Origin of the sequence: Azospirillum sp. (genome assembly GCF_035627195.1) — a bacterium.
Lineage (GTDB): Bacteria > Pseudomonadota > Alphaproteobacteria > Azospirillales > Azospirillaceae > Azospirillum.
On the sequence record NZ_DASPMG010000359.1, the window covers coordinates 1 to 23,344 of the forward strand.

Below are 23,344 nucleotides of genomic sequence, written 5' to 3' on the forward strand. Positions count from 1 at the left end.
CAGGTTCATCACGGCGCACTTGAAGGTCATCCAGAACGCCAGCGTGGTGACCTCCTCGACGCTGGAATTCGGGTGGTAGCGGATGCCGCCCTTGGTGGGGCCGCGCGTGTCGTCGTAGCGGCAGCGCCACGCCGGGAAGGACCGGCGCGAGCCGTCGTCCATGCGCACCGACAACCGGACGCTCAGGGTCTCCTTGGCGTACTTCAGCTTTTCGAGAACTTCGGTGTCCACATCGACGTACTTCGCCGCTTCGTCCAGGCGGCTCAGCGCCCCCGTCAACAAATCGTCCATCGTTCCATTCCTTGTGATCACGGTCCGGAGCGCCGAGGAGGGGAGCCCGTCCACCCGGCATAGTCCCGCCGTTGTAATCAGGGAAACCCCGGACCGGAATATCCGTACGAATACGGAGCGCTCTTAAATATTTGATTCCAATCATTAAATTTCCGGATGTGCAGGCCGTTCGCCGGGCTTCCGTAGTCATACGGATGGAAGCTCCCGGCTGATACGGGCAGCGTTGGCCGCGATGGGCGACACGACGGTCGTGCATAGGGGGTCGCGCATAGGGGGGGGATGCTGTTGATGAACGACAGGGATGAACTGCCGCCGATCTGGATCGGCCTCGCCGACTACGCCCGCCTGCTGCGGGCAATGGAGCATCTCGCGGCGCAGGCGCCCGAGGTGTCCGCCTTCCTGTGCAAGGAGCTGGACCGCGCCATCGTCCGTCCGGACGGGGAACTGCCCCGCGCGGTGGTGCGCATGGGAGCCCGCGTACTGTTCCGCCGCGCCGAAGACATGGACGCCGAATGGGGCGAACTGTCGTACCCCGAACAGCCGCCTGCGGGCGGGCGTGTGTCCATCGCGTCGCCCGTCGGGGCCGCACTGCTTGGCCTGCGCCAGGGCTCCGGAATGACCTATGTGGACGGCGGCGCGAGGCGGCAGCTCACCGTCGAACGCGTGCTGCCGCCATGATCACCCTGCCGCCCTACGCCTTACAGGACCGCGCCATGAATTCCTTGTCATCGTTCCTATCGCCTTCCTGCGACCTGCCGCCGATCACCCTGACCCGGACCGTTCATCAGCGCCTCTCCAGCCTGTCGGCGGTCGCGGCCGATCGTCTGCCGGAGGTGGCGGAGTACCTCGACCGTGAGCTGGACCGCGCCCGCGTGGTGGCGGACGACGCGCTGCCCGAGGCGACGGTCACCATCGGATCGCCGCTGGCGTTCCTGGACTGCGACACGGACCAGCGGCACGCCGTCACCCTCGTCTGGCCCGCGGAGGAGGATTCGGCGCACCAGCGCCTGTCCGTCATGACGCCGGTGGGCGCGGCGCTGATCGGGCTGCGCGCCGGCCAGGGCATCGCATGGCGGAACCGCGCCGGCGTCTGGCGCCGGCTGCGCGTCGAGCATGTCGGCTGTGTTCGGTAGCCGGGACCGCCGATCCAAGGCCGTCAAGACGATGGTGAAGCGGCGGCCGCCGGCTGGCGGCGCAGGACCAGCCGCCAGTCGCTTTCCATGACCGTCTCGCCGCGCTGGTTGACGGCGGTCCGGCGCATCAGCACGGCGCCCCGGTCGGGCTTGCGGGACACCTCCTTGCCGACGATCTCCAGCAGCACGTGGATCGTGTCGCCGATGAAGGTCGGCCGCGTCCAGCGGCACTCCAGCCCGGCGAGGCCGAGGATGGTCCGCTCCATGAACGTCATCAGCGGCAGGCGGCTGCACAGGCCGGACGCGATGGACAGCACCAGCAGCCCATGGGCGATGCGCTGCCCGTGCGGGGTCTCCCTGGCGTACTCCGCGTCGGTGTGCAGCGCGTTGTAGTCCGCGGACAGGGCGGCGAAGGACGCGATGTCGGCCTCGGTGACCGTCCGCCCGGCCGTCCGGAAGCGGTCGCCGACCGCCAGCGTCTCGAAATAGACGGTAAAGTTCTCCAGATCCTTCAGCATTCTCTTCCCCGATCCTTCACCAGGTGTCGATCATCGTGCGGCGCCGGGTTCCCGGTGGAACCGGGTCCGGCGGCAGGGTGCGCAGCGCCTGGGCCAGCCAGTGCCGCGTCTCGGCCGGGTCGATCACGTCGTCGATCTCGACGAAGGAGGCGACGTTGGTCGCCTTGCCCTGCTCGTAGAGTTCGGCCACCAGACGGTCGAACAGCGCCTTGCGCTCGCCCTCCGGCGCGGCGGCCAGTTCGCGGCGGTAGGCGAGGTGGACCGCCCCCTCGATCCCCATCGGCCCCATCTCGCCGGTGGGCCACGCCACCGTGAAGTGCGGGCTGTGCAGGTGCCCCGCCGTCATGCCCTGGGCGCCCAGGCCGTAGGCCTTGCGCAGGATCACCGTGAACACCGGCACGCTCAGGCTCGCCCCCGTCACGAACAGGCGGGAGAAGTGGCGGACGGTCGCCGTCCGCTCCGCCTCCGGCCCCACCATGAAGCCGGGCGTGTCGCACAGGCTGAGCAGCGGGATGCCGAAGGCGTCGCACAGCTGCATGAAGCGCGCCGCCTTGTCCGCCCCGTCGGCGTCGATGGCGCCGCCCAGGTGGGTGGGGACGTTGGCGATCACCCCCACCGGCCGCCCCTCGACGCGGGCCAGCGCCGTGACCATGCCGCACCCGAAGGCGGACCGCAGTTCCAGCACCGAATCCGTGTCGGCCAGCAGGGCCAGGACGGCGCGCACGTCGTAGACGCGCAGGCGGTTCTCCGGCACCGCGCGGCGCAGCAGGCGCTGGTCGGCGCAGGCATAATCGCGGGTCCGGCCCTGGAAGTAGGACAGGTAGCGCTTGGCGACCCGCACCGCCTCCGCCTCGTCCTCCACCACGATGTCGATGACGCCGTTGGGCGCCTGCACGCCGACCGGGCCGACCTCCTCGGCGGTGACGCGGCCCAGGCCGCCGCCCTCGATCATCGCCGGCCCGGCCATGCCGATGGAGGAGTTGCGCGTGGCGATGATGGCGTCGCAGGACCCCAGCAGGGCCGCGTTGCCGGCGAAGCAGCGCCCGTGGTTGATGCCGACCCGCGGGACGAGGCCGCTGAGCCGCGCGAAGTGGCTGAAGGTGGTGAATTCCAGCGCCGACACGCCGGTGTAGTCGGTGTCCCCCGGCCGGCCGCCGCCGCCCTCGCTGAACAGCACGAAGGGGGTGCGGTTGCGCTCCGCCATGTCCACCGCGCGGTCCATCTTGCGGTGCGCCATGAAGCCCTGGGTGCCGGCGAACACCGTGTAGTCGTAGGCCATCACCGTGCAGCGCGTGCCGGCTTCCCCGAACAGCGCGCCGTTCACCGTGCCGATGCCGGTGACCACGCCGTCGGCCGGCGCCACGCGCAGCAGTTCGTCCAGCGGGCGGCGGCTGCGCTGCATGGCGGTGGTCAGGCCGCCGAACTCGACGAAGCTGCCCTCGTCGCACAGGTCGGCGATGTTCTCGCGCGCGGTGCGCCCGCCCAGGGCGTGGCGCTTGGCCACCGCGTCCGGCCGCGCCGCGTCCGCCAGCAGGGCGCGGCGTTCCAGCAGGTGGGCGAGGTCGGGGCGGATGGCGTCCAGGTCGACGGATTCCGCCTCCGCCGCCGTGGCCCCGTCCGCCTCGGCCGGTTCCAGCAGCAGGATCGGCGCGTCCACCGCCACCGTGGCGCCGCGCCCGGCGAGCAGGCGGCGGACGATGCCGCCGGTCGCCGCCTGCACCGTCATCTCCACCTTCATCGCCTCGATGACGGCCACGGCCTGGCCGGCGCGCACGCGGTCCCCCGGCGCCACGTCCAGCGCCACGATGGTCCCCGGCATCGGCGCGCGCAGCGCCACCATGCCGACCGGCACGGTCTCCGCGTCCGCGCGGTCCGGGCCGGTCCAGCCGGCCGGCAGCCCGGCGTCGTCGAAGTAGAAGCGCGGGTGCGGCTCGCGCAGGGCCAGCAGGTCGGCGATGCGGGTCTCGACGAAGCGCGTGTCCACCCGGTTGGTCACCACGTCCGGATGCTTCAGCAGCGCCTGGAGGAAGGGGACGTTGGTCTCCGTCCCCTCGATCCGGAACTCGGCCAGCGCGTGGTACGCCTTGGCCAGCGCGTCGGCGTAGTGGGGCGAGCGGGAGTGGACGATCAGCTTGGCGAGCAGGGAGTCGAAGCTGCCCACCGTCGTGTAGCCGGCGTAGGCGAAGGTGTCGACGCGCACGCCCGGCCCGGAGGGAATGTCGAAGGCGCTGAGCGTACCGCCCGCCGGCAGGGCGCGGCCGTCGGCGTCCATGGTCTCCAGGTTGATGCGCAGCTGGATGGCGTGGCCGGCGGGGTGCGGGATGCGCGGCTGGTCGATCCCGGCCTCCGCCAGGGTAGCGCCGCGCGCGAGGCGCAGCTGGGCGACCACGAGGTCGACGCCGGTGACCTCCTCCGTCACCGTGTGCTCGACCTGCAGGCGCGGGTTCGCCTCGATGAAGATGAAGCGGCCGGTGCGGCCGTCCACCAGGAACTCGAACGTGCCCAGGCTGTCGTAGCGGGCCGCCTCGGCCATGCGCAGGGCGGCGCCGATGATGGCGCGGCGCAGCTCCTCGGGCAGGCTGGGGCTCGGCGCCACCTCGACCAGCTTCTGGTGCCGGCGCTGGAGCGTGCATTCCCGCTCCCACAGGTGGCTGACGCGGCCGGTGCCGTCGCCGGCCACCTGCACCTCGATGTGGCGGGCGTCGGCGACCAGCTGCTCCACGTAGACCTCGGCGTTGCCGAAGGCCGCCAGCGCCTCGGAGCTGCAGCGCTCGTACGCCTCCTCCAGCTCGGCCGGGCCGCGGACGATGCGCATGCCGCGCCCGCCGCCTCCGGCCACCGCCTTGATCATCACCGCACCACCGGGGCCGAGCGAGTCCAGGAAGGCCCGCGCCTCCTCAAGGCCCGTCGGCCCGGTGGTGCCGGCGGCCAGCGGCACGTCGCAGGCGGCGGCCAGCGCCTTGGCGCGGACCTTGTCGCCGAACAGGGCCAGCACCTCCGGCCGGGGTCCGACGAAGCGCACGCCGGCCTCGGCGCAGCGTTCCGCGAACGCGGCGTTCTCGCTGAGGAAGCCGTAGCCGGGGTGGACGGCGCCGCACCCGGTGTCGCGCGCCGCCGCCAGGATGGCGTCCATGGACAGGTAGGCGGCGGCCCCCCGGCCCGGCAGAGCCACGGCGGTGTTGGCCTTGCGCACGTGCAGGGAGCGGGCGTCCTCCTCCGCATAGACGGCGACCGTCCGCAGGTCCGCTTCGGACGCGGCGCGCGCGATGCGCACGGCGACCTCGCCCCGGTTGGCGATCAGGAGGCTGCTGAATGGCATGGAGTCATCCTGGTTTGAATCCTGCAAAGCTCCTCTCCCCTCGCTCTCGCCGGATCTTTGATCCGGCTGACGCGACAGGCGGGTCCTTTGGACCCGCTGAGAGCGGGAGAGGGGTTGGGGAGAGGGGGATAGCCGCCGGCAGGCGGGATAGCCGCCGGCAGGCGGAACATGGCTCTCTTCCGCCCTGCCGGGCGTAATCACCCTCTCCCCAACCCCTCCCCCGTCAAGGGGGAGGGGCTTTGCAGCGGTGCAGCCGTCACTTCGCCGCCACGTGGGGGCACTTGCCGTCCGCCAGGGGACGGTAGGCCTCCTCCCCCTTCGCGGTGCTGATCAGCCGGTAGAGATCCCACTCGCTTTTGGACTCGTCCGGGGCCTTCACCTGGAACAGGTGCAGGTCGCGCAGCACCTGGCCGTCCTCGCGCACCTTGGCGCCGTGGGTGAACATGTCCTCAACCGGCAGCGCCTTCATGGCGGCGGCGACCGCCTTACCCTCGTCCGTGCCGGCCTTGGCGACGGCCTTCAGGTAGTGGGTGACCGCGCTGTACACCCCGGCGTGGATGCTGTTGGGCATCATCTTCGTGCTCTCCATGAAGCGCTTGGAGAACGCCCGCGTCTTGTCGTCCAGGTCCCAGTAGAACGGTTCGGCCAGATAGAGGCCGCGGGCCAGCCTGGTGCCCAGCGCGCGGACGTCCTGGACGAAGACGACGACGCCGGCCAGCGCCTGCCCGCCGTCGGCGATGCCGAACTCGCCGGCCTGCTTGACGGTGTTGACGAAGTCGGCACCGCCGGCGGCGACGCCCACCACCTTGGCCTTCGACGCCTGCGCCTGCAGAAGGAACGACGCGAAGTCGGTGTTGCCCAGCGGCATACGCACCGACCCGGCCACGGTGCCGCCCGCGGCCTCCACGAACTTGGTCATGTCGGTCTGGATGGCGGTGCCGAAGGCGTAGTCGGTGGTCAGGAAGAACCACGTCTTGCCGCCGTTCTTCACCACGGCGGAGCCGATGACCTTGGAATTCGAATAGGTGTTGTAGGACCAGTGGAAGCCGGTGGGCGAGCACTGCTCCCCCGTCAGGGCCGGCAGGGCGGCGCCGGAGACGATGTCCACCTTGCCCCGCTCCCGCGACAGGGCGCGCACCGCCAGCGCCACGGCCGAGTTGCCGAGGCCGGTGATCATCTTGACGTCCTGGGCGTCGTACCAGCCGCGCGCCGTGCTCGACGCGATGTCGGCCTTGTTCTGGTGGTCGGCCGTCAGGAGTTCGATCTTGCGGCCCAGCACGCTGCCGCCGAAGTCCTCGACGGCGAGGCGGGCGGCGGTCACCGACCCCTGCCCGGTGATGTCGGCGTAGACGCCCGACATGTCGTCGATCAGGCCGATCCTGAACGTCCCGCCGGCGGTCTGGGCCAGCGCGGGCGCACCCGCGAACGCACAGCCGGCCAGCATGGCCATGGCCGCAAAAGCCCGTCGTTTCATTGCCGCTTCCTCCCCTTTGTTGTCCGTTGTCGTTCCATCAGGCGGTCACGCGTCCGGCGGCGTCTCCCCGGTGAGGAAGGCCGCCTCGGTGCCGCCGTAGGTCTTGCGCAGGGTGCGCTTCAGGATCTTGCCCGACGCGTTGCGCGGGAATTCCGCCGCGAAGATCACGCGCTTGGGCACCTTGTAGTAGGCAAGGCGCCGGCGGCAGTCGGCGATCAGCTCCTCCTCCGACGCCGTCTGGCCGGGGCGCAGGACGACCACCGCCGTCACCGCCTCGATCCACTTCGCATCGGGAAGACCGATCACCGCCACCTCGCTCACCGCCGGGTGCTCGAACAGGGCGTCCTCCACCTCGCGGGACGCGACGAGCACGCCGCCGGTGTTGATGACGTCCTTGATGCGGTCGACGATGAAGAGATACCCCTCCTCGTCCATGTAGCCGAGGTCGCCGGAATGGAACCAGCCGCCGGCGAACGCCTCGGCCGTCGCCTCCGGGTTGTTCCAGTATTCGGTCAGCAGGTGGGGGGAGCGGTGGACGATCTCCCCCACCACGCCGGGCGCCACGTCGTTCATCGCCTCGTCCACGATGCGCGTCTCCACGTTCAGCACCGGCCGCCCGGCCGAGGCGGGGCGGGCGTCGTGCTCCTCCGGCCGCAGCAGGGTGGCCAGCGGCCCCACCTCGCTCTGGCCGTAGCAGTTGTAGAACTGCACCCCCGGCAGGCGGCGGCGCAGCTCCTGCACCACCGGCACCGGCATGATGGAGGCGCCGTAGTAGACGTTGCGCAGGCACCCCAGGTCGCGCGTGCCGAAATCCGGATGGCGCAGCAGGCTGACCCACACCGTGGGCGGGGCGAAGAAGGAGTCGATGCGCTCGCTCTCGATCAGCCGCAGCACCACCGGCGGCTCGGGCCCGCGGATCAGCGTGGCGGTGGAGCCGACCAGCAGCGAGGGCATGGTGAACACGTGCATCTGCCCGGCGTGGTAGAGCGGCAGGGCCGACAGCACCCGGTCGCGGCCGGAGAAGTCGCACTCGTGGATGCAGCTCTGGTAATGCGTCATCAGGGCGTCGTGGGACATCGCGACACCCTTCGGCAGGCCGGTGGTGCCCGACGTGTAGATGATCTGCGCGATGTCCCCCTCCGCCACCGGCCAGACGCCGTCGCCGGGCAGACCCCCGTCGCGGGCCAGGGCCAGCACGTCGATCTCCCCGCCGCCCTCGAACCGGCCGCGCCGCACGGGGCGGGGAAGCTGGTCGAGGACGTGCAGCTCGCCCTCCATCTCCGGATCGGCGATGACCGCGGCGGCGCCGGACTGCTCCAGGATGAAGCGCAGCTCCTCCCCGGTCAGGCCGAAATTGACGGGGACGTGGATCAGCCCGGCGCGGGCGCAGGCCAGCCACAGCAGCAGGTAGGTGTCGGAATTGCGGCCATAGGCGGCGATACGGTCGCCGACGGCGAACCCCGCCGCCAGCAGGCCGTGCGCCACCCGCCCGGCCGCCTGCTCCAGCTCGGCGAAGGTCCAGCGCCGATCGCCGTAGAGGATGGCCGGCTTGTCCCGCCAGCGGCGGGTACAGCGCCGCAGCGCGTCGCCGATGGTGTTCCGGCGGATGAGCGGATCCGCGTCAGGCATCACGGATGTCTCCCTTGGATGGGCCCCTGGATAGGCCGGCGGCCCGTGACCGTCAGGCGATCGCCTGGCTGATGTACTTGGTGGTGAGGTAGGCGCTGATGGCCTCCTCCCCGCCCTCCGACCCGTAGCCGGAGTCCTTCACGCCGCCGAACGGCAGTTCGGGCAGGGCCAGCGTGATGGAGTTGATCGCCACCATGCCGCTCTCGATCCGCGCGCCCAGCGTGCGCGCGGTGCGCGCCGACCCGGTGAAGGCGTAGGCCGCCAGCCCGTAGTCGAGGCGGTTGGCCTCCCCGATCGCCTCGGCCTCGGTGGCGAAGGGGCGGATGGCGGCGATGGGGCCGAACGGCTCCTCGTTCATGATGCGGGCGGTCTGCGGCACGTCGGCCAGGACGGTCGGCTCGAACAGGAAGCCGCCGCCCGCGACGCGGCGCCCGCCGGTGACGAGGCGCGCGCCCTTCTCCAGCGCGTCGGCGACCAGCGCCTCCATCGCCTCGACCCGGCGGGCGTTGGCGAGCGGGCCCATGCGCGTTTCCTTCGCCATGCCGTCGCCCACCGTGTAGCCCTTGGCGGCAGCGGCGAACTTCGCCACGAACGCGTCGTACACGCCCTGCTGGACGAGGAAGCGCGAGGGCGACACGCAGGCCTGCCCGGCGTTCCAGAACTTCTGGATGGACAGCAGCTTGACCGCGAGGTCGAGGTTGGCGTCGTCGAAGACCAGGGCCGGGGCATGCCCGCCCAGCTCCATGGTTACCCGTTTCATGTGCCGCCCGGCCAGCGACGCCAGATGCTTGCCCACGCTGGTGGAGCCGGTGAAGGAGATCTTGCGGATCGCCGGGTGCGGAATCAGGTGTTCCGACACCTCCGACGGCACGCCGTAGACGAGGTTCAGCACGCCCTCCGGCAGGCCGGCGTCGGCGAAGACGCGCACCAGGGCGGCGACGCTGCCCGGCGTCTCCTCCGGTCCCTTCAGCACCACCGAACAGCCGGCGGCCAGTGCGGCGGAGATCTTGCGGACCGCCTGGTTGATCGGGAAGTTCCACGGCGTGAAGGCGGCGACCGGCCCCACCGGCTCGCGCACCGCGACCTGCGTGACGTCGGGCGAGCGGGAGGGGATGAGCTGGCCGTAGGCGCGGCGCCCCTCCTCGGCGAACCACTCGATCACCTCGGCGGCCGACTGCGCCTCCAGCCGCGCTTCGGACAGGCGCTTGCCCTGTTCCAGCGTCATGACGCGGGCGATCTCGTCGGCGCGCTCGCGCAGCAGGCCGGCGGCCTTGCGCAGCAGGTCGGAGCGCTTCAGGGCGGGCGTCTCCCGCCACACGGCGAAGCCGGCGACGGCGGCGGCCACCGCCGCGTCCAGGTCGGCCGGGCCGGCCAGCGGCACCGCGCCGATGGCCTCCCCCGTCGCGGGGTTCAGCACCGGCTGGGAGCCGCCCTCGGCCGCGTCGCGCCAGATGCCGGCGATGTAGAGCTGAATGGTCGGGTACACGGTCTGTCTCCACCCAAGGCGCACGGGCACGCCGGACCGGCCGCACCCGTGGGTCCGTTTCGTTGCAGAGTCGTTGGCGGGAGCGGTCGGAGCCCGGCGTTGGGTTTTCGGCTTCGCCTCAACCCAACCTACGAAGACGCCCGTAGGCTGGGTTGAGCCTCAGCGAAAACCCAACGTCAGCGCCCTAATCGACCAGCACGGCGCGGCCACGGATGCGGCCGGCGCGCAGGTCGTCCAGCGTGGCCTGCACGGCGTCCAGCGGCCGCGTTTCGATGGGCATCGGGCGCAGCGCGCCGGTGCGGGCGAGCGCCACCAGCTCGGTCATCTCCGCCAGCGACCCGACGTAGGAGCCGGCCACGCTGATCGCCCGCAGCGGCAGCGTCGGGATGGGCAGCGTCACCGCCCCGCCGAACAGGCCGACCACAATGACCCGGCCGCCCTTGCGCACCACCGACAGGCCGTACTCCACCGTCGCCTGGGCGCCGACGAAGTCCACCACCGCGGCGACACCGCCGCCGGTCGACTTCAGCAGCGCCTTGCGGGCGTCCTTGTCGTTGGGGTCCAGGGCGGCCGACGCGCCGGCCTCCAGCGCTGCGGCGCGCTTGGCCGGGTCGATGTCGGCAACCACCGGGCCGACGCCGAAACGGGCCCGCGCGATGGACACGGCCGCCAGCCCGACGCCGCCGGCGCCGATGATCAGGACCGGGTCCTGCTCACTCACCGTTCCGGCCTTGCCGAGCGCGCTGTAGGCCGTCAGGCCGGAGCAGGCGAGCGTCGCGGCGAAGCTGAGGGGCAGCGGGCTGGTGTCGAACAGGTAGCGCGGGTGCGGCACCAGGACGTAGGTGCTGAAGCCGCCGTCGCGCGTGGTGCCCAGCGTCTGCGTCTGGGGGCACAGGTGCTCCTCGCCGCGCAGGCACAGCGAGCAGGTGCCGCAACCGATCCACGGGAAGACCACGCGCTCGTCGCCGGGCGCGACGCCCTCGGCCTCCGGCCCCGCCGCCACGACGGTGCCGGCGATCTCGTGGCCCAGCGTGCGGGGCAGGGCGATGCCCTTGGACAGGTCCATCTTCTGGCCGCCGCCCAGGTCAAAGTGCCCTTCGGCGATGTGGATGTCGCTGTGGCAGACGCCGCAGGCGCGCACCGCCAGCAGCACCTCCGTCCCGGTGGGAACGGGCGTCGGCTCCAGCATCTCCTGAAGCGGCGCGGCGAACTGGGTGAGGCGGAAACTGCGCTGCTGACCGGTTGCGGTCATGAACTCTCCTCCCGTTTTTCCCTGGCCGTTTTCCCTTGGCCGTCTTTTTCCTGGCCGAACTTTTCCCTGGCCTTGTTTTCCCCGGCGATCCGGTCACAGATGATGCCGGTGGCCCGTGACGGGGGCCGTTTCGCGCGGCCGGTGCCCGGAACGCCCGGAGTCGATCGGTCTCGAATGATTTGTGTTCCAAACTTTGTCGGCATCATACATTCTTGATGGCGAATGGCAAGCGGAATAGAGAATGGATACGCTGAAGAAGGCGCCACAGCGCGACGTCGGGGCGGTGGTGCACGCCGTCCGCATCCTGCGCCATCTGGCCGGCACCACGACGCCGCAGGGCGTGGCGGCCATCGCGCGTGAAACGGGGATCAACACCAGCACCTGCTTCAACATCCTGCGCACGCTGGCGCGCGAGCGGCTGGTGGCGTTCAACGATCAGGCCAAGACCTACGCGCTGGGGCTGGCGTTCGCGGAGTTCGCCATCAGCCTGGTCGGCGTGCCGCCGACCGAGCTGGTGCGGCCGGAGCTGGAGCGCATCGCCCTGAACTTCGACGTGATGGTGGCGTTCTGGCGGATGTCGGACGACAACCACATCGTCCTGGTCGACCGCGCCTATCCGCAGACGGCCGTACGAATCGAACTGAAGCCGGGTCAGCGCCTGCCCATGTGGATCGGCGCCGTGGGGCGCTGCGCGGCGGCCGCCAGCGGCCTGTCGGAGGCGGAACTGCGCCGCCGCTTCGCCCAGCTGCGCTGGCAGGACGGGCCGAGCTTCGAGACCTACCTGCGCGAGGTGCGGGAGGCCGGCGAGAAGGGCTGGTCCGTCGACGCCGGCAATCTCTACCGCGGCGTCCTGATCGTCGCCGCCGTGGTGGTGGACGGCCAGGGGCGTCCACGGTTCGGCATCAGCGGCATCTCCATCGCCGGGCAGAGCGACCCGGCCTCCGTCGAGCGCCTGGGCGAAGAGCTGCGCGACGCAAGCCGGCTGATCGGCCAGTCGCTGTTCGCGCCGCGCGCGCAGGCCGCCCTGTCGAGTTTCCCCATTGAGAATGGCAACTCAAGGTGAGAATGCCGGGTTTGTCCCGTCTGCCTCAACCGGCCGCCGCGACGATGGGCTGGCCGAGCAGGCGGCACTGCCCGCGTACCACCGCCACCGTCTGCCCGTCCTGGTTGGTGATGCGGATGTCGTAGTAGGCCGTGCGCCCGCCCGCCACCAGTTCCACCGCCTCGGCCTCCAGCCGGTCGCCAAGGCGGGCCGGGGCGATGAAGGCGGTGTTCATGCTCTGCGACAGCGTGGCGACGTTGCGCGACGAGCAGGCGTAGGCGCACACCGTGTCGGCCAGCGTGAACAGGATGCCGCCGTGGCACAGGTCGTGGCCGCCCAGCATGTCGTCGCGCACGGTCAGCGCCATGCGGGCGCGGCCGGGGCCGATCTCCAGGAGGTCGATGCCGAGCTGCCGGCTGACCCGGTCGCGCTTGCGGATGGCCGCCGCTACGGCCTGCGCCAGGGTATCAGGCGAAACGGGTTCGCCGTCCACGGCGTCCACGGTCGTTTCCACGAAGGATCTCCTCAGGTCTGAAGCAGGGCGATGGTGCAGGATTTGGTGTCGCCGTCCTTGTCGCCGCCCATGCAGTGGGCGAGGCCGACGCGGGCGTCCGGCACCTGCCGCGCCCCGGCGCGGCCCTGCAGGTGGTGGGCGATCTCCACCACCTGCGCCACGCCGGTGGCGCCCACCGGGTGGCCGCGGCTGAGCAGCCCGCCGGACGGGTTGACCGGCGTGCGCCCGCCCAGGCCGGCGGCGCCGCATTCGACGAAGGCGCCGCCCTCGCCGGGCGGGCACAGGCCCAGCCCCTCGTAATGCAGGATTTCGGCGATGGTGAAGGCGTCGTGGCATTCGACGAGGTCGACGTCGGCCGGCCCCAGCCCGGCGCGATCGTAGGCCAGCGCGGCCGTCCGCGCGTCGGTGCCCCAGCGCGCCAGGTCGGGTGCGGCGTCGTAGGTGCCGGTGGTCAGCACCGACGCGGCGAGCCGCACCCGGCAGCCCAGGCGCCGCGCCAGCCGCTCGCCCACCAGCACCACGGCCGCCGCCCCGTCGGCGATCGGGCAGCACTGCAGGCGCGTCAGCGGCGTGGCGATCATCGGCGATGCCAGCACCTCGTCCAGCGTCACCGGCTGGCGGAACATGGCGACCGGGTTGTGGGCGGCGTGCGCGCGGTTCTTCACCGCCACGGCGGCGAGCTGGTCCGGCCGGGTGCCGTATTCGTGCATGTGGCGCGCCGCGCGCAGCGCGAAGCTGGCCGGCGTGACGAGGCCCAGCAGCGTGTCCACCTCCGTCTCGCCGGAGTTGATGAGGCCAAGCTGCGGCACGCACATCTTCTCCGCCCCCACGACCAGCGCCGCCTCCGCCTCGCCGGCGCGGATGGCGGTCCAGGCGACGTGCACGGCGGTGGAGCCCGACGTGCAGGCGTTCTCCACGTTCAGCACGGGAATGCCGGCGATTCCGACCTCCGCCAGCACGTTCTGGCCCAGCGTGGAGGCGCCGAACAGCCGCCCCGCCAGCGCGTTGGCGAAGACGCCGAGCCCGACGGCGGCCGGCGCCAGCCCGCTGTCCAGCAGCGCCGCGCGGGCCGCCTCCGCGCCCAGGGAGACGACGTCGCGCCCGGCGTGCCGGCCGAAGGGAAGGACGCCGGTGCCGGCGATATAGACGGCGGTCATGCGGCGTTCTCCAGGCAGCGGAAGACGGGGCGCAGGCACTCGTTGCCGTCGTTGCCGACGCCGAGGCGGCGGGCCACCAGCTCGACCCGCAGGCCGGGGACGAGGGCGTCGAGCGATTGCGGGTCGAACAGGCCGAAGACGCGCAGGCCCGTGCCGTCGATGTCGACGTAGCCGACGGCGTAGGGCGTGGGCAGCCCGTAGGGCGGCTTCACGCAGACCAGCGTGTGGCTGTAGACGCGGCCGGTGGCGGCGACCTCGACCGGCTCCACCGGGTCCAGGGTGCCGGCGCTCCAGGCGCGGCGCGGGAAGGCCAGCGCGCGCGGCACCCCGCCGCGCCCGGCCAGCAGCACGACCCGGTCGCCGTCCACCACGCGGTAGGCGCCGCCCAGTTCGGGGGGTAAGGCGGTGGGGGCGGTCATGCGCGTGCCTCCGCCTCTTCACGATCCCAGGTGTCGGCGGTCACGCCCTCGGCGCGCAGGCGGTACTTCTCCACCCGCTGCGTCGGCGTCTTCGGCAGCTCGGCCAGGACGCGGACGTAGCGCGGCACCATGAAGGCGGCCATGTTGGCGCGGCAGTGCGCGATCAGCTCCTCCGGTGCCAGGGCGGCCCCGGCCTTGGGCACCACGCACACCATCACCTCGTCCTCGCCCAGGTCGGAAGGGACGGGGAGGGCGGCGCTCTCCTGCACCGCCGGGTGGGCGTTGACGGTGCGTTCCACCTCGAAGGACGAGATGTTCTCGCCGCGCCGGCGGATGGCGTCCTTGCGGCGGTCGACGAAGCGGTAGAAGCCGTCGGCGTCGCGCGCCAGCACGTCGCCGGTGTGGAACCACAGGTCGCGCCACGCCTCCACCGTCTTGTCGGGCATCCGGCGGTACTCCAGCATCATGGCGTGCGGCTTCCTCGGACGGATCAGCAGCTCGCCCGGCGTGCCGTCCGCCACCTCCAGCCCGTCGTCGTCGACGAGGCGGACGTCGTAGTCCTCCGTCGGCACGCCGCAGCTGCCCGGCTTGCGCCGGTCGCGCGTGCTCATCAGCGGCAGGCCGATCTCGCTCATGCCGTAGCCTTCGACCAGCGTGACGCAGAAGCGCGCCTCGAACGCCTCGAACAGGCCGGGACCGGCGCCCGCCCCCATCATCAGGCGCAGCGGGTGGTCGCGGTCGGCGGGGGAGGGGTCGGCCTTCATCAGCACCGACAGGATGGTGCCGATGTAGTTGAACTCGGTGCAGCCGTGGCGCCGCACGTCGTCCCAAAAGCGCGTGGCGGAGAACTTCTCGGCCAGCACCATGCGGGCACCGGACAACAGTGCCGGCATGGTGGACAGCACCTGGGCGTTGCCGTGGAACAGCGGCAGCGCGTTGTACAGGCAATCGTCCGCGCCGTAGCCGGTGGCCTGGGCGATCAGCTCGCCCATGCGCACGGCGTAGTGGTGCGGCATCACGGCCCCCTTGGACGGGCCGGTGGTGCCGGAGGTGAACATGACGGCGTAGGGGTCGGACCACGTAACGCCGGGGTCGCGGTAGCCGCCGCCGTTCGCCATCAGGTCGTCCAGCCGGTGCACCGCGAGGCCGGCGGCGGGGCCGGCCGGCGGCTCCCCGGCCACCACGAGGTGCTTGAGGCGCGGCAGGCGGCCGGCGACGGCGAGCAGCGCCGGCACGAACTCGGCATCCGCCACCGCCACGCCGCAGTCAGCGATGTCCAGCATGTGGGCCAGCAGGTCGCCGCGGTGGGCGGTGTTGACCGGCACCTCGATGGCGCCGATCATCCCGCTGCCGAACCACAGCGCCAGGAACTCCGGCCGGTTGCCCATCATGACGGCGACCGTGTCGCCCTTGTTCAGGCCCAGCGCCTGCAGTCCGGCGGCGGCGCGGGCGCTGAAGTCCCAGAGGTCGCGGTGGGTGAAGGTCTGCTCGCCGAAGATCAGGAACGGGCGGTCGCCCGGACCTTCGGCGCGCGCGCGCAGCACGGCGTGCACCGTGCGTTCCTGCGGTCGGTCGCTTCGGAACACGGGAAGTCTCCTTTCTCGGCGGATCAGGCAGCCTGCGGCCGCGCCGGATCGGGGAAGGCGCCGTAGTAGCGCAGGATGTCCGCGGGCGGGCGCTTCTGCTCCCACTCGCGCACGAAGGCGTCGTATGGCTTGGCGCGGCGCAGCCGCTCGCGCCTAGCCTCGGCGCGGGCGGCCTCGGTGGCCGCCTCGTCGAGGTGCCCGGTGCGCGGATCGGCGATGACGCGGTAGACGTCGCGCGCGGCCTCCGGCGAGACGCGGCCGACGCGCAGGTCCTGCACCACTGCCGTGGGATCGCGCTGCAGCGGGTCGCCGTAGCCGGCCCCGCCGGTCACGGGCACGTAGTAGGTGTCGCCGGCCATGAACGGCCCCGGCGGGAAGGCGAGGTTGTGGAAGCTGCGCTGCCCCTCCTCCGGCGTGCCCTGGTGGTAGAGGGCGCCCATGGAGTTGGGCAGGCCCGGATCGGCGGCGCGCATCAGCGCGTCGACGTTGGAGCCGTGCACTGCCTGCACGAAGGCCGGGGGTGCCGCCCGCCCGCCGAAGATGCCGAGCGTCGCCGGGAAGTGCGCGCCGAAGCCCATGCTGCCCAGCCCCACCCACGGCACGCCGTGCACCTTCAGCCCGAAGCCGACGCCGGAGCCGCCGCGGTGCTTGCCGTGGCCGTAGGAGTTGTCGAAGAAGTTGCGGAACAGGTAGAGGAACGGGCGGTCGGCCTCGGTGCTCTCGACATCGCCGCAGTCGCTCATGGTGGCGAAGAAGGCGCCGGCGCAATCGACGCCGTCGCGCCCCGGCCGCCCGCCCGCACCGGTGGCGTTGATCTCCGGCGTGATGTCGGCCATCGGCTCGCCCCACTGGTTGACGCCGCCGAACACCGTCACCGCGAAGCCGGTGTACCACGCGCCCACCGCCCGGCTGGGGTCGGTGGCGTAGGTCATGCGGGCACCGGCCATGAACATGCCCTGGGTGAACGCCACCTGCGTGGCCGGCGCGTAGGACACCGGCACGTCGCCCTTGGCGTTGACGAAGCTGTCGTCGGGGAAGCGCCAGTCGATGGCCTCCAGCAGGCCGTTGTTGGCCGGCAGGTCGTGGAACAGCCAGCCGCAGAAGTACACCATGGCGAGGCCGATGATGCCCTGGAAATAGGTGTTGACCGGCCGGTCCGGCAGCAGCGGGGAGGAGCCGTCGAGCACCAGGGTGATGCGCTCCCCCTTCTTCTCGACCGCGAGGTTGATCCGGAGCAGCTGGGATTCCGGCCCCGTGGTGTCGATGAAGCGCGGCTGGCGGTAGACGCCGTCGTTGAGCGCCGCGACCTTGCGCCGGGCGGCGGCGCCGGTGACGGTCAGCACCTTGCGCAGCGCGCCCACGAAGAAGTCGGCCCCCTTCTCGTCGATGAAGTCGCGCACCCGGCGCTCGGCGATGCGGGCGGCGGCGAGGCGGGCCTTGAGGTCGAGGATCATGGTCCGCGGGTCGCGGGTCATGGTGGCGAGCATCGCCAGCAGATCCTCCTTCAGCGTGAAGTTCTCGCCGATCTTGATGGGCGGCACCAGCAGCCCCTCGTCGTAGCGGGACTTCGCACCGTTCACCATGCCGCCCGGCTCGGAGCCGCCGGATTCACCGGTGTGGACGGCCGCGCCGATGAAGCAGACCAGTTCGCCGTCGACGACGACCGGCACGCACAGCCCCATGTCGGCGTTGTGCACGCCGCCGTAGTAGGGGTCGTTGTAGAAGAAGGAATCGCCGTTGCGGATGCCCACCGACGGGTCGTCCTTCAGGTGCTTGACCAGGTACTTGACGGGAAGCTGGCTGAGCACCGCGTGGTGGTAGATGCCGGTGGCGCAGACGGCGAGGTCGCCCTGTGCGGTGTAGATGCCGAAGGCCACGTCGCCCCACCGCATGGCGGTGGAGGCGCCGAGCTTCATGGTCGTCTCCTTCCCCTCCAGCGCCACCATGTGCATCTTGTGCTGGAAGATCTCGAAATCGAGGTCGCCGACGGCCGCCTGCGCGGCCTGTTCGCGGGCGGTTGCCGGTTCGGGGCGCAGGCGGTGCACCACCTCGGCGTCGCGGCCGTACTTGACGGTGGGGGTGGGGGCCAGGGTCGTCGTGGACATGGCGTTTCTTCCCGTATCTCGTTGTTCGGACGGCGTCAGGCGCGTTCGAGGATGCCGTTGCGCAGCGCGTCCATGCGGTAGGTCCAGCCCGGCTCGACCACGTAGGTCGTGTCCTGCGCCTCGATCAGCGCCGGGCCGTCGATGGCGTTGCCCGGCCGCAGCGCGGTCCAGCCGAACACCGGCGTGTCGCGGTGGCCGTCCGCCGGGTCGAAGCAGGCCGGGCGGCTGCCCAGCCGCGCCGCCGCCGGCGGCTCCGTCCCGTCCGTTTCGGCGGGGGCGAGCGGCGCTTCCTCCGTCACCACGCTGGCGGTCAGGTAGAAGCACTCGACGTTGACGCCGCCGGCCGGGAACGCGGCTTCGGGCGAGTAGATGCGCGAGTATGCTTCGGTGAAGGCGGCGCACAGCGCCTCGACGTCGGTGGTGTTGTCCAGCGTCAGCTTCGGCGCCGTCACCTTGGTCAGGTTGTACTGGCTGCCGTAGCGCATATCGAGGTCGAGGCGCAGCCGCACCCGCTCCGCCCCGAAACCCTCCAGGCGCAGGTCGCGCAGCGCCTGATCGCGCAGGCTCTCCACCACGCCGTTGAAGGCGCCGAGGTCGGCCAGGTAGGCCTGCTGGTCGTAGCGGAACAGCTTCAGCGTGCGCGACTGCTCCCACACCTGGCTGATCTCCATGCTCGACGCGCCGAACGCGCCGGAGACGGAGGAAACGGCCGGCACCACCACCGTCCTGGCGCCGATGTAGGGGGCGAAGCCGCAGGCGTGCGTGGCCCCGGCCCCGCCGCAGGCGAAGACGACGAAGCGGCGCGGGTCGTGGCCCTTCAGCGCCACCTCGTTGAACACCTCCTGGCCCATGCGGGCATCGACCAGCCGGCGGATGCGCCACGCCGCCTCGACCGTGGAGATGCCCAGCGGTTTGGCGACCTTCTCGCTGATCACCCGCTCCGACGCCTCGGCGTCCAGCGGCATGTCGCCGCCCAGGTAGTTGTCGGGGTTGAGGTAGCCCAGCACGAGGTCGGCGTCGGTCACCGTGGGTTCCGTGCCGCCCTGGTCGTAGCAGGCCGGGCCGGGCATGGAGCCGGCCGACTGCGGCCCCACCTCCAGCTGCCCGCCCATCAGCGCGTTGACCCAGGCGATGGAGCCGCCGCCGGCCCCGATCGACTTCACCTCGATGGCCGGGATGTTGGTGCGCCAGCGGTCGATGACCGGGATGAAGTCCTGCGCGCGCAGCTCGCCCCCGGCCACCACGCCGATGTCGAAGGACGTGCCGCCCATGTCGGTGAAGACGATGTCGCGCCAGCCGGCCAGTCCGCCCAGCCGTGCGGCGCCGTGCATGCCCGCCACCGGGCCGGCGTTGTGCGTCAGCACGGCGCGGGTGCGCGACACCTTCTTGGTGCCGCCGGTGTTGTGGACGAGGATGACGGGCTTGGCGTAGCCGGCGGTGCGCAGCTCGGTCCCCAGCTTGCTGAGTTCCTGGGCCATGATGCCGTGGATGTAGGCGTTGACCACCGCCGTCATGGTGCGGGTGTACTCGCCGGACTTGGGCGACACTTCGCTGGACAGGGTGACCGGCAGGGCGCCCAGGTAGTCCTCCGGATACTCCTCCTCGATCACCTGTTTGATCAGGCGCTCGTGCACCGGGTTGACGAAGGACCACAGGGTGGACACGACGAAGCCCATGGCGCCGCGGTCGACCAGCGTCTGCAGCTTCTCCAGGATCTCCTCGCGGGTCAGCGGCATGACGACGGTGCCGTTGCAGTCCAGGCGCTCGCGCACGCCGACCACCATGTCGGGTGCGATCAGCGGCAGCGGCTTCTCGATGGTGGCCATGTCGCGCGCCTCGTGCACCGAGGCGCCGTCGGCCCAGCTGCGGCCGCGGCCGATGAAGATGGTGTCCTCGAAGCCGGCGGTGGTGATCAGGCCCAGCTTCGGCCCGGTGCGCTCGATCAGCGCGTTGGTGCCGACGGTGGTGGAGTAGCGCAGCGCCTCCACCCGCTCCAGGTACTGCGGCATGGACAGGCCGCAGCGGCGCGCCAGCTCGCGCACGCCGCGCATGAAGCCGACGGACAGGTCGTAGTGCGTGGTCGGGGTCTTGCAGGTGACGATGCGGCCATCGGCGCCCACCGAACAGAGGTCGGTGAAGGTGCCGCCGATGTCGATGCCGACGTTGAAGCCCATGGGTGTCTCCTCCGGTAGCGGCCGTTCAGCGGTGCAGGGCACCGAGGGCCGTCTTCGTCGCGATGATCCGTTCCAGGTCGGCGTCCGCCGCCAGCGGCCCGGCCGAGGTGAGCGCCAGGATCGCCAGTTTCGCCGCCGCAGCGGCCAGCGCCGCCGCGGCCGGCGGGTCGTCCAGCGGCAGGGGCAGCACGGCGCCGCGCCAGTTCCCTTCGCCCAGCGCCGCCGCCACGGCCGCCGCATCGGCGGTGCCGCCCGACCCGAGCCACAGGAAGTCGAGGCCGAGCGGTGCGAGGCGCCGAGCCTCCTCCACGGCGTCGGTCCAGCCGGACACGTGCACGGCGGTGCCGGCGTCGTAGTAGGCGGCGACCTTGCGCGCCGCCGCGTAGGCGCGCTTCAGGGCGCCGTCCACCGGCACGGCGCGCGCGGCGGCGTCCTCGACGAACACCAGCAGGTCGGGGCGGGTCTGGCAGACGGCCTCGGCCATGCGGGTGAGCACCGGCCGCGCGGCGTCGAGCGCCTCCTTGTCCACGCTCCCCGACAGCCGCCGCGCCAGGGTCGCCGGGCCGGGCAATGCGGCGACGCAGCCGAGGCCGCTGCGCGCCGGCTCGAACGCGCGTTTCAGCGTGTCGGCGAAGCGGGCGAACCGCTCGTCATCCGCATCGAAGGCGTCCTCGAAGCCGAAGCACAGGGCGTCGCCGCCGACCAGCGCCGTGGCCTGCCGCACGGCGCGGGCGCGCAGGTCGGGGTCGGCCTCCAGCGCCGCCGGGTCGGAACCGGCGACGCGGGCGCCCAGCCCTTCCGCCAGCGGCAGGAACAGGGGGCGCGGCGGCGGCTCGCCGCGCGCCAGCGCCGTGAACAGGGTGCGTCCGTCCGCCATCAGGACACCCCGTGCCGCGCTTTCAGCGCGTCGATGTCCAGTTCGATGTCGTGGGTGATCGGGTGGCCGGGCGGCAGGTACTCGTTCTCGATCAGCGCGCCGCAGCCGGGGCAATAGAACTCCAGCAGGCGGCAGAAGTCGGGATCGGGGGTGAAGCGATAGGCCTGCCCCTCCACCAGCGGCGGGTGCGCCTCCTCCAGCGGCACTTCGGCGACCACGCAGCCGGTCTTGTAGCTGGCCCTGGCACTGGTCAGCGCGTGGCCGCAGGCGTGGCAGCACCAGCTCTCGCGCGGCAGGTCGATGTCCAGGTTTTCGGTGATCCGCACCTTCATGGCTCAGGCCCCCATCTCCAGCACGAGGTTATCGAAGCGGTCCACGGCGGCCGACCAGCCGGCGGGCACGTAGACGGTGGTCTGCTCGGATTCGACGATGCAGGCGCCCTGCAGCGCGTGGCCGTGGCCGAGTTTGGCGCGGTCGAAGACCGGCACGGTCACCCGTCCGGCCTGCGGCCCCAGGTAGACGGAGCGCCGGCCGCGCGCCGCGTCCTCCACGCGGGTGCTGGCGACCGGCACCGGGCGCAGACGGAAGTGCGGCACCGGCGCGCTGGCGAACAGCCCGGCGGTGGTGACGATCAGGTCGTCCTCCACGTCGCCGCCCAGCGCAGCGGCAGCCTGCCGCGACAGCTCCTCCAGCGCCTGCAGGTCACGGTGGAAGCCGGGCGCGGTGGTGAGGCGCGTCTCCGCCCCTGAGGTGCCGGACTGCACGATCAGCTCGACCGCCCAGTGCACCTGTTCCGCCGCGAAGCCCTCGCCGCGCATGTCGCGCTCGGCGCGGGCGCGCATGTCGTCCAGCGCTGCGGCCAGTTCGGCCATGTCGCCGGCCGGGCGCAACGTCGTGGACACCCGCGTGTGGTAGAGGTGGCCGACGTCCATCAGCGACGAGGAATAGGCGGAGAACACCGCCGAGAAGGGCGTCACGACGATGCGGCGGATGCCCGCCGCCTCGGCCACGGCGCAGGCGTGCAGCGGCCCGGCACCGCCGTACACCACCATCAACGGGTCGCGCCCGCCGACTTCCTCGCACAGGTGCCGGGTGGCGCGGCCCATGCCGGCGTCGACGGCGGCGCGCACGCGCCACGCGGCTTCCTCCACCGGCACGCCCAGCGGGCCGGCGATCCGCGATTCCAGCGCCGCCGCCGCCTTGGCGGCGTTGAGCCGCTTGTGCCCGCCAAGGAAGTACTCGGGGTCGAGCAGGCCGAGGACGAGGTTGGCGTCGGTCACCGTCGGCTCCGTCCCGCCCAGGTCGAAGCAGGCCGGGCCGGGCAGGGCGCCGGCCGAGCGCGGGCCGACCTGCACCGTGCCGCCCGTTGCCGTGGCGATGGAGCCGCCGCCGGCACCCAGCGCGCGGATCGCCAGCATGGGCAGGCTGCAGCGGAACCCCTCGACGTCCGGGCGCAGGGCGTGGCTCGTCTCCCCGGCGCGGACGAAGCCGATGTCGAAGGAGGTGCCGCCCATGTCGCCGGACACCACCAGCTCCGCGCCGTACAGCGCGCCGATCTCGCGGGCACCCAGCAGGCCGGCGGCGGGGCCGGAGTTGTAGGTGTTGATGGCGCGCGTCTTGGCGACGCGGGCCGCCGCCCCGTTGTTGTGGCCGATCAGCAGCTGCCCGGGGAAGTCGCTGCGCCGCAGGTCCTCGCCCGCCTTGTAGAGCAGGCGCGTCAGCTTGCCGTGGATGTAGGCGTTCAGCACGGCGCTGTTGATCCGCTCCTGGTAGCCGGAGCGGCGGGTGACGTCGGTCGACAGGAACACCGGGACCGAGCCCAGGTAGTCGCGCGGGTATTCCGCCTTGATGGCGGCGCGCACCGCGCGCTCCGCCGCCGGGTCGGCGTCGGCGCCGTGCAGCGCCACGACCAGACAGTGGGCGCCGCGGTCGATCAGCGTCTGCGCCGTCTCCAGCACGTCGTCGCCGTCGCCCAGGCCCAGCACCATGTCGGGGGCGACCAGCGGCGCCTTGCCCTCGGCGTCCGTGGCGGGGGCGAGGGTCTCGCATCCCCTGGTGACGATCAGGCCGACCTTGGCGCCGGTGCGTTCGATGATGGCGTTGGTGCCGATGGTGTTGGAGAAGCGCACCACCTCCGCCTCGCGCAGCAGGCGCGCCGCCGGGACGCCGAAGGCGTCGGCGCCGGCGCGGATGCAGTCGAGGAAGCAGGATGTGAGGTCGTGCGGGGTGGTCGGCACCTTCACCGTGCGGAACTCCTCGCCGTGCGCGAAGAAGCCGTCGGTGAACGTGCCTCCGGTGTCGATGTCGATGGTGTAGCCCATGGCGTGCGTATTCCTCCCGGGGGGCGCGATGGCCCCGGACCTTGCTC

At 71.9% G+C, this 23,344-nt stretch carries 19 protein-coding genes; 3 read left to right on the top strand and 16 right to left on the bottom strand.

Going from position 1 to position 23,344, the window contains the following annotated elements; genetic code table 11:
* The coding region (locus VED21_RS31720) for a Glu/Leu/Phe/Val dehydrogenase dimerization domain-containing protein (protein ID WP_324889675.1) at window positions 1-291 on the bottom strand (291 nt) is incomplete at its 3' end.
* Between the two features lie 288 nt (window positions 292-579).
* On the opposite strand from VED21_RS31720, the gene VED21_RS31725 reads away from it, so the two are divergent.
* Both VED21_RS31725 and rnk read left to right on the top strand, forming a co-directional pair.
* Window positions 580-969 carry a GreA/GreB family elongation factor gene (locus tag VED21_RS31725; protein ID WP_324889677.1) on the top strand — a complete coding sequence of 130 codons (390 nt, stop codon included), beginning with the start codon at window positions 580-582 and terminating at the stop codon, window positions 967-969.
* A 35-nt stretch (window positions 970-1,004) separates the two neighbouring features.
* Window positions 1,005-1,424, top strand: a complete 420-nt coding sequence (gene rnk, locus VED21_RS31730; protein ID WP_324889678.1) for a nucleoside diphosphate kinase regulator — start codon at window positions 1,005-1,007, stop codon at window positions 1,422-1,424.
* 23 nt (window positions 1,425-1,447) lie between these two features.
* On the opposite strand, the gene VED21_RS31735 is transcribed toward rnk, so the two are convergent.
* The 6 genes from VED21_RS31735 to VED21_RS31760 all read right to left on the bottom strand — a co-directional run bounded on the left by VED21_RS31735 (window position 1,448) and on the right by VED21_RS31760 (window position 11,102).
* On the bottom strand, window positions 1,448-1,942 hold the full coding sequence (locus VED21_RS31735; RefSeq protein WP_324889680.1) for a MaoC/PaaZ C-terminal domain-containing protein: 495 nt from the start codon (window positions 1,940-1,942) through the stop codon (window positions 1,448-1,450).
* 16 nt (window positions 1,943-1,958) lie between these two features.
* Window positions 1,959-5,261 carry a carboxyl transferase domain-containing protein gene (locus VED21_RS31740; protein WP_324889681.1) on the bottom strand — a complete coding sequence of 1,101 codons (3,303 nt, stop codon included), beginning with the start codon at window positions 5,259-5,261 and terminating at the stop codon, window positions 1,959-1,961.
* A gap of 256 nt (window positions 5,262-5,517) precedes the next feature.
* Window positions 5,518-6,735 (bottom strand): ABC transporter substrate-binding protein, encoded by a 1,218-nt coding sequence (locus tag VED21_RS31745; RefSeq protein ID WP_324889683.1) that lies wholly within the window; start codon window positions 6,733-6,735, stop codon window positions 5,518-5,520.
* A gap of 45 nt (window positions 6,736-6,780) precedes the next feature.
* On the bottom strand, window positions 6,781-8,364 hold the full coding sequence (locus VED21_RS31750) for an acyl-CoA synthetase (RefSeq protein ID WP_324889685.1): 1,584 nt from the start codon (window positions 8,362-8,364) through the stop codon (window positions 6,781-6,783).
* 52 nt (window positions 8,365-8,416) lie between these two features.
* Entirely contained in the window at window positions 8,417-9,850 is a 1,434-nt protein-coding gene (locus VED21_RS31755) for an NAD-dependent succinate-semialdehyde dehydrogenase (RefSeq protein ID WP_324889687.1), read from the bottom strand.
* 184 nt (window positions 9,851-10,034) lie between these two features.
* Complete coding sequence (locus VED21_RS31760; RefSeq protein ID WP_324889689.1) at window positions 10,035-11,102, bottom strand: alcohol dehydrogenase; 1,068 nt, start codon at window positions 11,100-11,102, stop codon at window positions 10,035-10,037.
* A 241-nt stretch (window positions 11,103-11,343) separates the two neighbouring features.
* Between VED21_RS31760 and VED21_RS31765 the strand changes: the two genes are divergently transcribed.
* Entirely contained in the window at window positions 11,344-12,165 is an 822-nt protein-coding gene (locus VED21_RS31765) for an IclR family transcriptional regulator (RefSeq protein ID WP_324889691.1), read from the top strand.
* A gap of 25 nt (window positions 12,166-12,190) precedes the next feature.
* Here the strand turns inward: VED21_RS31765 and paaI are convergent, their stop codons facing one another.
* The 9 genes from paaI to VED21_RS31810 are packed head-to-tail and all read right to left on the bottom strand — an operon-like array spanning window position 12,191 to window position 23,297.
* Window positions 12,191-12,658 (bottom strand): hydroxyphenylacetyl-CoA thioesterase PaaI, encoded by a 468-nt coding sequence (paaI, locus tag VED21_RS31770; protein ID WP_324889693.1) that lies wholly within the window; start codon window positions 12,656-12,658, stop codon window positions 12,191-12,193.
* A gap of 11 nt (window positions 12,659-12,669) precedes the next feature.
* Complete coding sequence (locus tag VED21_RS31775; protein ID WP_324889695.1) at window positions 12,670-13,815, bottom strand: thiolase family protein; 1,146 nt, start codon at window positions 13,813-13,815, stop codon at window positions 12,670-12,672.
* Window positions 13,812-14,234, bottom strand: a complete 423-nt coding sequence (locus VED21_RS31780) for a Zn-ribbon domain-containing OB-fold protein (protein WP_324889697.1) — start codon at window positions 14,232-14,234, stop codon at window positions 13,812-13,814. The genes VED21_RS31775 and VED21_RS31780 overlap by 4 nt, the downstream gene beginning before the upstream one ends.
* On the bottom strand, window positions 14,231-15,820 hold the full coding sequence (locus VED21_RS31785) for an AMP-binding protein (RefSeq protein WP_324889699.1): 1,590 nt from the start codon (window positions 15,818-15,820) through the stop codon (window positions 14,231-14,233). The genes VED21_RS31780 and VED21_RS31785 overlap by 4 nt, the downstream gene beginning before the upstream one ends.
* 23 nt (window positions 15,821-15,843) lie before the next feature.
* The gene (locus VED21_RS31790; protein ID WP_324889701.1) at window positions 15,844-17,925 is read right to left on the bottom strand and encodes a hydantoinase B/oxoprolinase family protein; all 2,082 of its coding nucleotides are present in this window, start codon (window positions 17,923-17,925) and stop codon (window positions 15,844-15,846) included.
* Window positions 17,926-17,960: 35 nt separating this feature from the next.
* Window positions 17,961-20,099, bottom strand: coding sequence for a hydantoinase/oxoprolinase family protein (locus VED21_RS31795; RefSeq protein WP_324889703.1), 2,139 nt, complete (start codon window positions 20,097-20,099; stop codon window positions 17,961-17,963).
* A gap of 25 nt (window positions 20,100-20,124) precedes the next feature.
* Window positions 20,125-20,976 (bottom strand): hypothetical protein, encoded by an 852-nt coding sequence (locus VED21_RS31800; protein ID WP_324889705.1) that lies wholly within the window; start codon window positions 20,974-20,976, stop codon window positions 20,125-20,127.
* The gene (locus tag VED21_RS31805; protein WP_324889707.1) at window positions 20,976-21,308 is read right to left on the bottom strand and encodes an acetone carboxylase subunit gamma; all 333 of its coding nucleotides are present in this window, start codon (window positions 21,306-21,308) and stop codon (window positions 20,976-20,978) included. Before VED21_RS31805 ends, VED21_RS31800 begins: the two co-directional genes overlap by 1 nt.
* A 3-nt stretch (window positions 21,309-21,311) precedes the next feature.
* Entirely contained in the window at window positions 21,312-23,297 is a 1,986-nt protein-coding gene (locus VED21_RS31810; RefSeq protein WP_324889709.1) for a hydantoinase/oxoprolinase family protein, read from the bottom strand.
* Window positions 23,298-23,344 lie beyond the last annotated feature (47 nt).

Excerpts from the sequence above, each read along its gene's own strand:
- VED21_RS31740 (WP_324889681.1), bottom strand. The coding sequence starts at position 5,261 with ATGCCATTCAGCAGCCTCCTGATCGCCAACCGGGGCGAGGTCGCCGTG.
- VED21_RS31805 (WP_324889707.1), bottom strand. The coding sequence starts at position 21,308 with ATGAAGGTGCGGATCACCGAAAACCTGGACATCGACCTGCCGCGCGAG.
- VED21_RS31760 (WP_324889689.1), bottom strand. The coding sequence starts at position 11,102 with ATGACCGCAACCGGTCAGCAGCGCAGTTTCCGCCTCACCCAGTTCGCC.
- VED21_RS31750 (WP_324889685.1), bottom strand. The coding sequence starts at position 8,364 with ATGCCTGACGCGGATCCGCTCATCCGCCGGAACACCATCGGCGACGCG.
- rnk (WP_324889678.1), top strand. The coding sequence starts at position 1,005 with ATGAATTCCTTGTCATCGTTCCTATCGCCTTCCTGCGACCTGCCGCCG.
- VED21_RS31795 (WP_324889703.1), bottom strand. The coding sequence starts at position 20,099 with ATGGGCTTCAACGTCGGCATCGACATCGGCGGCACCTTCACCGACCTC.
- VED21_RS31745 (WP_324889683.1), bottom strand. The coding sequence starts at position 6,735 with ATGAAACGACGGGCTTTTGCGGCCATGGCCATGCTGGCCGGCTGTGCG.
- VED21_RS31810 (WP_324889709.1), bottom strand. The coding sequence starts at position 23,297 with ATGGGCTACACCATCGACATCGACACCGGAGGCACGTTCACCGACGGC.
- VED21_RS31725 (WP_324889677.1), top strand. The coding sequence starts at position 580 with ATGAACGACAGGGATGAACTGCCGCCGATCTGGATCGGCCTCGCCGAC.
- VED21_RS31735 (WP_324889680.1), bottom strand. The coding sequence starts at position 1,942 with ATGCTGAAGGATCTGGAGAACTTTACCGTCTATTTCGAGACGCTGGCG.
- VED21_RS31800 (WP_324889705.1), bottom strand. The coding sequence starts at position 20,976 with ATGGCGGACGGACGCACCCTGTTCACGGCGCTGGCGCGCGGCGAGCCG.
- VED21_RS31780 (WP_324889697.1), bottom strand. The coding sequence starts at position 14,234 with ATGACCGCCCCCACCGCCTTACCCCCCGAACTGGGCGGCGCCTACCGC.
- VED21_RS31765 (WP_324889691.1), top strand. The coding sequence starts at position 11,344 with ATGGATACGCTGAAGAAGGCGCCACAGCGCGACGTCGGGGCGGTGGTG.
- VED21_RS31790 (WP_324889701.1), bottom strand. The coding sequence starts at position 17,925 with ATGTCCACGACGACCCTGGCCCCCACCCCCACCGTCAAGTACGGCCGC.
- VED21_RS31775 (WP_324889695.1), bottom strand. The coding sequence starts at position 13,815 with ATGACCGCCGTCTATATCGCCGGCACCGGCGTCCTTCCCTTCGGCCGG.